At 39.6% G+C, this 8,740-nt stretch carries 9 protein-coding genes; 8 read left to right on the top strand and 1 reads right to left on the bottom strand.

What is annotated here, in order from left to right; translation table 11 throughout:
* The 4 genes from AC1Z3S_RS08240 to AC1Z3S_RS08225 form a co-directional block, all read left to right on the top strand.
* Positions 1–839 (top strand): sodium ion-translocating decarboxylase subunit beta (locus tag AC1Z3S_RS08240; protein ID WP_461739429.1); only part of this gene is annotated, 839 nt, incomplete at its 5' end.
* Between the two features lie 95 nt (positions 840–934).
* Positions 935–1,060 (top strand): OadG-related small transporter subunit, encoded by a 126-nt coding sequence (locus AC1Z3S_RS08235; RefSeq protein ID WP_265456672.1) that lies wholly within the window; start codon positions 935–937, stop codon positions 1,058–1,060.
* A 12-nt stretch (positions 1,061–1,072) separates the two neighbouring features.
* Complete coding sequence (locus AC1Z3S_RS08230; protein ID WP_461739963.1) at positions 1,073–2,464, top strand: oxaloacetate decarboxylase subunit alpha; 1,392 nt, start codon at positions 1,073–1,075, stop codon at positions 2,462–2,464.
* Between the two features lie 150 nt (positions 2,465–2,614).
* Positions 2,615–3,016 (top strand): DUF805 domain-containing protein, encoded by a 402-nt coding sequence (locus AC1Z3S_RS08225; protein WP_461739962.1) that lies wholly within the window; start codon positions 2,615–2,617, stop codon positions 3,014–3,016.
* Between the two features lie 58 nt (positions 3,017–3,074).
* Here AC1Z3S_RS08225 and AC1Z3S_RS08220 read toward each other — a convergent pair whose 3' ends face one another.
* A complete protein-coding gene (locus tag AC1Z3S_RS08220) occupies positions 3,075–3,446 on the bottom strand; it encodes a hypothetical protein (RefSeq protein WP_461739961.1) in 372 nt (123 codons plus the stop codon).
* Positions 3,447–3,909: 463 nt separating this feature from the next.
* Here AC1Z3S_RS08220 and AC1Z3S_RS08215 point away from each other — a divergent pair, with 463 nt between their 5' ends.
* The 4 genes from AC1Z3S_RS08215 (at position 3,910) to AC1Z3S_RS08200 (ending at position 8,715) form a co-directional block, all read left to right on the top strand.
* Positions 3,910–4,590 (top strand): response regulator transcription factor, encoded by a 681-nt coding sequence (locus AC1Z3S_RS08215; RefSeq protein WP_461739960.1) that lies wholly within the window; start codon positions 3,910–3,912, stop codon positions 4,588–4,590.
* The gene (locus AC1Z3S_RS08210; RefSeq protein WP_461739959.1) at positions 4,591–5,496 is read left to right on the top strand and encodes a sensor histidine kinase; all 906 of its coding nucleotides are present in this window, start codon (positions 4,591–4,593) and stop codon (positions 5,494–5,496) included.
* Between the two features lie 76 nt (positions 5,497–5,572).
* Positions 5,573–6,265, top strand: coding sequence for an ABC transporter ATP-binding protein (locus AC1Z3S_RS08205; protein WP_461739958.1), 693 nt, complete (start codon positions 5,573–5,575; stop codon positions 6,263–6,265).
* On the top strand, positions 6,262–8,715 hold the full coding sequence (locus AC1Z3S_RS08200) for an FtsX-like permease family protein (RefSeq protein WP_461739957.1): 2,454 nt from the start codon (positions 6,262–6,264) through the stop codon (positions 8,713–8,715). The genes AC1Z3S_RS08205 and AC1Z3S_RS08200 overlap by 4 nt, the downstream gene beginning before the upstream one ends.
* Positions 8,716–8,740: the final 25 nt, after the last annotated feature.

Raw genomic sequence — 8,740 nt, 5'->3', positions numbered from 1 at the left:
ATTTCGGCCCGCTGTTACAAAATCCTTTTCTGTTATTATTCGGTGCTGCGGCCCAATTCGGAATTTTCTTCACAATTATCGTGGCTGTTTTAATCGGTTTTGATATTAACGATGCAGCGTCAATCGGAATTATCGGGGCGGCGGATGGACCAACCTCCATCTTCGTAGCCAATACGTTGAACTCGAAATATCTAGGGGCGATCATGGTTGCCGCGTATTCCTACATGGCGTTAGTGCCAATTATTCAGCCAGTTGCGATCAAAGCGGTGACAACCAAACATGAACGCCGGATTCGCATGAACTACCGGGCAGGTGAAGTATCGCAAACAGCGAAAATTATTTTCCCAATTGTCATTTCGATTGTGGCTGGCTTAATTGCACCAGCGTCCTTACCATTAGTTGGGTTCTTAATGTTCGGGAACTTGTTGCGAGAATGTGGCGTGTTAGACCGTCTGTCGTTAACGGCCCAAAATGAATTGGTAAATATTATCTCAATTCTATTAGGTTTGACAATTTCTGTGCGGATGCAAGCCAACGAATTCCTGCAAGTCGATACCTTAATGGTAATTGGCTTAGGGTTAGTCGCTTTCGTGATGGACTCAATCGGTGGGGTACTCTTCGCCAAAGTCTTGAACCTATTCCGCAAAGAAAAAATCAATCCAATGATTGGGGCAGCTGGGATTTCAGCGTTCCCAATGAGTAGTCGAGTGATTCAAAAAATGGCAACCGAAGAAGATCCGCAAAACTTTATCTTGATGCATGCGGCGGGTGCCAACGTGTCTGGACAAATCGCTTCAGTTATCGCTGGTGGATTAGTTTTAGCCTTGTTAGGCGGTTAAGACAATTTGTTCTCCAAGTATTCCCTCAATGTGTTACACGTTGAGGGAGCTTGGCAAAGCGTGCTACACGATATAAAAAATGAGGAGGAACCAACATGTCAGAAGCGTTACAAACAGCGTTGCAGTTATTAGTTTTTGGTTGGGGCGGCGTCTTCGTCGTGATTCTAGTCATCTACTTTGCCTCAATGATCTTGAGTAAATTATTTCCAGTAAAGAAGTAAGAGAGGATTGCAATGAAAAAAATTCGTTTCATGGAGACCGTCTTGCGGGACGGTCAACAGAGCTTAATCGCCACTAGAATGCCGACATCCGATATGCTACCGATTTTAAAAACAATGGACGAAGCCGGCTTCCATTCTTTAGAAATGTGGGGAGGGGCAACGTTTGATTCCTGCCTGCGCTTTTTAAATGAAGACCCATGGGAAAGATTACGGGCGATTCGTAAAGAAGTTAAAAATGCCAAATTACAAATGTTGTTAAGAGGACAAAACCTTTTAGGCTACAAAAATTATGCTGATGATGTGGTAACTGATTTCGTAACTAAATCGATTCAAAACGGGATTGATGTGATTCGTGTGTTCGATGCCTTAAATGACACACGGAATTTGAAAACTTCTGTCTTAGCTGGGAAAGCAGCTGGCGGACATATCCAAACAGCGATCTCTTACACGACTAGTGATTTCCATACGGTTGATTATTTTGTGAAATTAGCCAAAGAAATGGCAGACTTAGGTGCAGATTCAATTTGTATTAAAGATATGGCCGGGGTGCTTACGCCTGAAACTGGTTTTGAATTGGTGAGTCGTATCAAAGACAGCATCGATTTACCATTAGAAGTTCACACTCACGCAACTAGTGGAATTTCTGAAATGACCTATTTGAAAGTCGCTGAAGCGGGTGCGGATATTATCGACACAGCTATTTCTTCTTTTGCTGGCGGCACGAGTCAACCGGCAACGGAATCTGTTTCGATTGCTTTAGAAGGATTAGGCTTTGATACGGGGTTAAACCAAGAAAAATTAACCGAAATTGCCGAATACTTTAATCCGATTCGTGACCGTTTCCGCAACGAAGGCATTTTGAATCCCAAAGTGAAAGATGTCGAACCGAAAACATTAATCTTCCAAGTGCCTGGTGGCATGTTATCCAATTTATTAAGCCAATTAACAGAACAAGGCTTACAAGATAAATACGATGAGGTACTAGCTGAAGTGCCAAAAGTGCGGGCTGATTTAGGTTATCCTCCTTTGGTAACTCCGTTGTCTCAAATGGTGGGGACTCAAGCGTTGATGAACGTGATTTCTGGTGAGCGCTACAAATTAATTCCAACTGAAATTAAAGATTACGTGAAGGGCTTATACGGCCAGCCACCTGTCGCTATTTCAGAAGAGATTAAAGAAAAAATCATCGGCGACGAAGCAGTGGTGACCGTTCGACCGGCTGATTTAATTGCGCCCCAGTTACCTGAATTTAGAAAAGAAATCAAAGAGTACGCAAAATCAGAAGAAGATGTTTTAGATTACGCCTTGTTCCCACAACAAGCCAAAGACTTCTTAGGCCGTAGAGAAGATCCTTTCTATGATGTGCCTGTGCAAACGGTAAGTGTCACAATTGAAACCAAATAAAATAACTATTTAAGAGATAGAAAATCACAAAATCTTTCGTGATTTTCTATCTCTTTTGTTGTCATCCTTGACTTAAACTGATTTAACAGAGAAATACAGGTTGACATTTTCTTGGTTTTTTGAAATATTTTTAGTAAAGGGGGCGACGAAATGATTAAGGCGTATAAAGAATATTGGCAAAATATTACCAATATGGAGGGCTCTGCCACAAGAAGCCAATACTGGTGGCCGCAGGTCGTCAATTACTTTGTAATGGGGATTTATTCATCCATAGTTGGAATTCAAAATTATGTTGAGTTTACGACCAGAGATCGCTATGTTGTGTTAGAATGGAATATGGTAACTATCGGGTTTGTCCTTTTAGGTATGTTGATATGGCTTGCAAATTTTACGGTTAGAGCCAGAAGACTGCATGATCGAGATCACAGCAATTGGTGGATAGCCTGGTATTTACTACCGCTATTAGGTGCGCTAATTATTTTTTTCGAAATGATTTCGCCGGGCAGATATAGCTTTAACAAGAGATGGCTCATCAACCAATCGGATTTTTGATTAAACTAGGTTGCTTCGGCAATCTTTTTTTGGTGGACAGGCTAAGAGTTACAAGGAATTACTCAATATCTCTTTTTTTGAACCTATTCATAATTCTTTTCAGTAAATGAGGTTGAAAGGAAGATGTTATGTCCTGCCAATCTTGAATATCAGGAATTTCGTTTTTATTAAAGTAATTTAAAAACATTGGGACAACTTCTTCATCGCTATCTGGGAGATAAGAATAGTGAGTCATTTCTCCTGCTGGTGATAGAAAGCGTATTTCGACAGCAGCATATTGGAGATAAAGACTATCATGGATTGGCTTTTCTGGTTCTAGAATAACGAACTCTGTCTCCTTTTTGACCAATGCATTTGCGATAAGCTCACTGGTAATATCAGCAGAATGATAGACTTTACCATCAATGGTTAGTTTAAACTGATTTGCCATTTTCAAGGCTCCTTTGTAAAAGTTTGAAATTATTATATCATGATAATTTTAACTAGTAGATTATGATAACAGGAGAGAGCAGGACAATTTTCATAAGTTAAAAATGATTTTTACTAGATTATATAAGGACATTAGTCGCCTCGCAATTCTTGTGGAGTCTAGAAAAACAATCAAACGGATAGTATAATTGATAGGATACGTATTTAAGAGCCTGATTATTTCATTGTTGGAAAATTTTTTATAAATAAATTTTTTCAGGAGAAAAAACGTTCAAAAGCAGGATAGCTAACTTTCATGCTCTTTCTACCTTTTTTACAGCTATCTGAAAAAATATGACAAAGGTACCAATAGAAAAAAAGTTCATTTTTGCCAATTAGAATTAAGTAGTAACGGCAGTCTACTTTTGAAAAGTAACAATATGAAACAAAAAAAAACGAGCTAGCGGATTAGGAAGGCTGATTTGATGGAAAAGACCATTATAGTAATTGAAGATGATCAAGATTTAAGGCGGGGAATTTCATTTAGTTTAGAACAAGAGGGCTATCAAGTGGTAACCAATGATCGAGCTAGTGGAACAATTGCTTTAATCAAAGAAAAAAATCCTGAACTCATTATGTTAGATGTCAATTTACCAGATGGAAACGGGTTTGATTTATGCTTGGAGATTCGTAAGTTTTCTCAAACCCCCGTGTTCTTTTTAACTGCTTTGGATATGGAAACAGATGTGGTGCGGGGGATTACCATTGGGGCTGATGATTACATCACGAAGCCTTTTTCTTTGGCCATTTTGAAAGCTAAAGTGGCCGCTGTTTTTCGCAGAATGGAAGTCAATAATACTGAACTTATCAGTGGCCCCTTTCGCCTAGATTTGGCGACGCATCGCTTTTTCAAAGAGCAGGAGGAAATTTTTTTGTCTACAACAGAATTTCGCCTACTCCACTATCTGATAAAAAATTCAGGCATTGTTTTAGAAAAAGACAAGCTGCTGTCAGTTCTTTGGGATGACCAAGGGAAATTTGTCGATGAAAACACTCTCTCCGTGAATATTCGACGATTACGAAAAAAGATTGAAACCGACAGTAAACAACCTGAATTTATTCAGACGATTCATGGCGTGGGTTATCTTTGGCAAAGGGGGAAATAAATGACAGCCTTCGTACTTATTTTATTCATAGCACTAGTTTTTATTTGCTGGCTGTTTTTTTTACGGCGAGAGTATCAGAAAAAGTTAGTCTCAATTGAAGCAGTTCTTGATCAGACGCTTCAACAAAAGCTGCCGGAAAATACCTTAGCTTTTCAAGAAGGCCAAGATTCAAAAATTGTCTATAAGGCTAAACGAATTGCGGCGATGAATCAAGATTTTAATCAACAAGTAGTCCTTGAACAAAATCGGACACAGGAGACCATCGCAAATATCTCTCATCAATTAAAGACCCCAGTAGCCAGCTTATCGATGTATTTAGAACTACTGGAAAATAGTTCTTTAACAGCAATGGAGCAGCAGGAGTTTATGGGGAGAATTCAAGGCAATGTGGAACGCTTGCGTTTTTTAACGGAGGAAATTTTAATGATTGCTCGACTTGAGACCAATACATTGGTCCTCAATCAACAGATTTCCCCATTGCAAGAGACTCTTATGCAGGTCATTCAGCAACATAATTCTCAAGCAGAGATAAAAGAATGTCGAATCGAGCTAGCTAACCAATCTGATTTGAGTTTGACATACGATTCTCGCTGGCTGATGGAGGCTTTAAGTAATATCGTTGATAATGCTGTCAAATATGCCCTGCCACAGACGATCATTGGAATTTCGGTCGAACAATTAATCTCCTATACTCGCATCCAAGTTACCAATCAAGGACCTACCATCTCAGCAGAGGAGCTACCCAAAATTTTTCAAAAATATTTTCGTGGCAGCAATTCTCTGGCTGAGGATGGTGTTGGGATTGGTCTTTATTTAAGTAAATTGATAATTGAAGCAAGTGGTGGTTATCTGGTGGCAGAGTCACAGCAGCAACTCACGACAATTTCTATTTTCTTACAGAACTGACAGAAGTTTAGCCGTATTTGTCATAAGGCTGACAGATATGCTTGCTATAGTGGTCTTGTGAGAAGGGGGAAACGTGATGAATATTTTAGAAACGAAACATTTAATGAAAATTTACGGGGCCGGGGAAAATCAAGTTTTCGCGGTTAATGATGTGAATTTGACGATTAAGCAGCGGGAATTTGTGACAATTGTTGGGACTTCCGGTTCAGGCAAAAGTAGTCTCTTGAACTTAATTGGCGGCTTGGATCGCCCGACTAGTGGTGAGATTCAGATTGCTGGCAATGAACTGGAGACTATGAGTGAAGAAGAGTTAACGATTTTTCGCCGGCGCAGTATCGGCTTTGTTTTTCAATCCTTCAATCTGGTGCCCATTTTGAATGTCTATGAAAATATTGTGTTGCCAATTCAACTTGATGGCAATCGAGTGGATGAAGAATTTGTAGCCGAAATCATTGGTGTATTGGGGCTAAAGGGAAAAGAATATAGCTTGCCAAATCAGCTTTCAGGTGGACAGCAGCAGCGGGTAGCAATTGCCCGTGCGCTGGCGTCAAAGCCCGCGATTATTTTAGCGGACGAGCCGACAGGAAATTTAGATAGCCGCAGTAGCCAAGATGTGTTGGGGCTATTAAAGCAAACCACCAAAAAATTTCAACAGACCTTGATTATGATTACCCATAATGATCAAATTGCTCAGCTGAGTGACCGAGTTATTCGGATTGAAGATGGCAAGCTTTCGGAAATTTCTGTCACAGGTGGTGACTGGGGATGAAAACACAAAAAGAGATTACTAGTAAACTATGGAAGAAAAGTTTTGCTGCAAACAAACGCCGTAATGTCTTTGTGATTTTAGCCATTGCTTTAACGACACTCTTGATTACCTCGGTGATTTCTTTAGGCTCAAGTTTTGTCGAATCCAACAACCAGCAAATGATTCAATACGTCGGAACTGTGGCAGATGCCAGCGTGAATAATTTGTCTGACAGTCAGTTAACGACGCTAAAAGATGATTCAGATATTTTAGCTTATGGCCAACAAACAACCGTTGCAACTGTTGCAGCAGATAGCATCAAAAATGATAAAGTCCAATTGCTGCTCCATTGGTTTAGCAAAGGGGAATGGCAACAATTAAGAGAGCCTACCATCTCTGATTTTGTCGGCAGCTATCCAGAAAAAGAAAATGAAGTCTTAGTTCCAATTTATGCATTAGAGGCTTTAGGAATCACGAAACCCAAAATTGGGATGGAGATCCCAGTGAGCTTCACGGTAAACAATCAGGAGATAAGCAACACCTTTAGATTGTCTGGCTACTATACTGAATACATTAGTCAACGGGCGCCAGAATACAGCTATTTACTTGTGTCTGACGCTTTTAAAAATAATTATTTGCAAACAAATGAGAATGTTTTTACTTCTTTTAAGTATCAAGAGGGCATAGATATTGCTGAGGCGAATAAAGCCTTAGCTAAACAGTTGAAACTAACAAGCACACAGGAGATTTCAGCTACTCTGCGAGAATCTACACAGGATATGGGAACGGTCTTAATCGGCATTGTTTTGTTTTTGTTGATCATTTTAATCTCAGGCGGACTACTGATTTATAATGTGCTGTATATTTCAGTTGCCAATGATATTCGTTTCTTTGGTTTATTAAAAGCCGTTGGAACCACAAAAAAACAATTGCGAAAAATTGTATTAAAACAAGCGCTTTTGTTGGCGATAATCGGTATCCCGATTGGGCTATTGATTGGCACAGGGATTTCTTTTTTACTTATTCCCTTTGTGCTTCAAGCAACCGTCTATGCGGATGCAGCCGTCGTCTCTCTTCAACCGTTGATTTATTTAGGCGCTAGTTTATTTTCTTTTGTGATGACGCTAATCAGTGCTGTTAAGCCTGCCAACTTTGCAGCAAAAGTTTCACCAGTTTTGGCGTTGCATTATACCGAAGGAACGGGACATAAAAAACAAGTTCATTCTTTGCATGGAGGAAAATTATCTACATTGGCTTGGCGCAATATATTCCGTGATAAAAAAAGGGCCTTGGTGGTTATCGTTAGTTTATTTTTAGGTATTACTTCTTTTGTCGCTGTGAATACGGTAATTAAAAGTATTGATTTTGAAAAATTTGTCCTCAGTGAGCTAAGCCATGATGTGACCATTGATAACTCACAGACCTTCCAAAATGATAATTCTAGTCAAAACCAAGCAATCACCCAGTCCGTCAAGCAACTATTAGACAATCAAACAGGAATTTCGAACGTAGCTGTCACTTACCGTGTATTTGTGGCGATTCCTTATGAGGCCAATCAATATGCAAATTACCTTGATACTTATAATGACACCTTTAAATATGGACAAGTCGATACGAGTCAAATAACCACTGAGAATTTTGTAGGTGAAATTAGAAGCCTGTCGACAGCTGAAGCGAAAAAACTAATCGGTGCTGATTTTGATAGCGAAGCTTTCGAAAATGGCGAGTTCGCTTTGGTGCAATCTGATAAGCCACAGGATTTTAAGCAGCTGAGTCAAATTAACTATACCGAAAAGAGCACCCAGTCATCGGGCTCATTTGCAATTGGCGGTTTTATTCCTACAGATTATCAGGCGGTTCAAACTCAAAACGGTGCACCGGTCATGTTTATTGCCGAAAACTATTTTCATACATTATTTCCAGTTGGAGAATTAGCTGATTGTCAATTTGATGTGGCGCAGGAAAATGAAACCACAATCACAAGTCAATTGGAATCTATTTTAAGTGGACAACAGGCTTATGTCCTGACGACAAAGCTGGAGATGAGTCAAAGAGCAGAAAATGAAACGCTGATGTTAAGAGTTTTAGGTAACACATTGGCGATTATTTTAATATTGATCGGGCTCTTAAATTTTGTGAACATTTTGACGACCAGTATTTTAGCTCGCAAACAGGAATTAGCAACAATGGAAAGTATTGGCATGACCCGCAAGCAAGTTATTCAGATGCTGACAATGGAGGGCAGCTATTACAGTTTAATTATCACTTTGTTAGTTTCGACATTTGGCATGGCTCTAACTTACGGTATCTTTTTAGCAGTAAAACAAGTGGCGTCTTATGCCAGTTTTACACTACCTGTTATACAAATTATTGTAGCGCTGCTGCTGGTATTTATTTTAGGCCTTCTTGTTCCCCGATTAGTAATGAAGGAAGTCGGTAAGGGACCTTTGGCTGAACGAATTAAAAATTAGTAAGAAGCTGACCTTTTTGTAAACT

This window comes from Enterococcus sp. LJL90 (assembly GCF_056924355.1).
This window is presented reverse-complemented; position numbering and strand designations above follow the sequence as displayed.

Bases quoted from the DNA above. Each gene is read 5' to 3' on its own strand.
- AC1Z3S_RS08200 (WP_461739957.1), top strand. From the start codon at position 6,262: ATGAAAACACAAAAAGAGATTACTAGTAAACTATGGAAGAAAAGTTTT.
- AC1Z3S_RS08230 (WP_461739963.1), top strand. From the start codon at position 1,073: ATGAAAAAAATTCGTTTCATGGAGACCGTCTTGCGGGACGGTCAACAG.
- AC1Z3S_RS08215 (WP_461739960.1), top strand. From the start codon at position 3,910: ATGGAAAAGACCATTATAGTAATTGAAGATGATCAAGATTTAAGGCGG.
- AC1Z3S_RS08235 (WP_265456672.1), top strand. From the start codon at position 935: ATGTCAGAAGCGTTACAAACAGCGTTGCAGTTATTAGTTTTTGGTTGG.
- AC1Z3S_RS08220 (WP_461739961.1), bottom strand. From the start codon at position 3,446: ATGGCAAATCAGTTTAAACTAACCATTGATGGTAAAGTCTATCATTCT.
- AC1Z3S_RS08210 (WP_461739959.1), top strand. From the start codon at position 4,591: ATGACAGCCTTCGTACTTATTTTATTCATAGCACTAGTTTTTATTTGC.
- AC1Z3S_RS08205 (WP_461739958.1), top strand. From the start codon at position 5,573: ATGAATATTTTAGAAACGAAACATTTAATGAAAATTTACGGGGCCGGG.
- AC1Z3S_RS08225 (WP_461739962.1), top strand. From the start codon at position 2,615: ATGATTAAGGCGTATAAAGAATATTGGCAAAATATTACCAATATGGAG.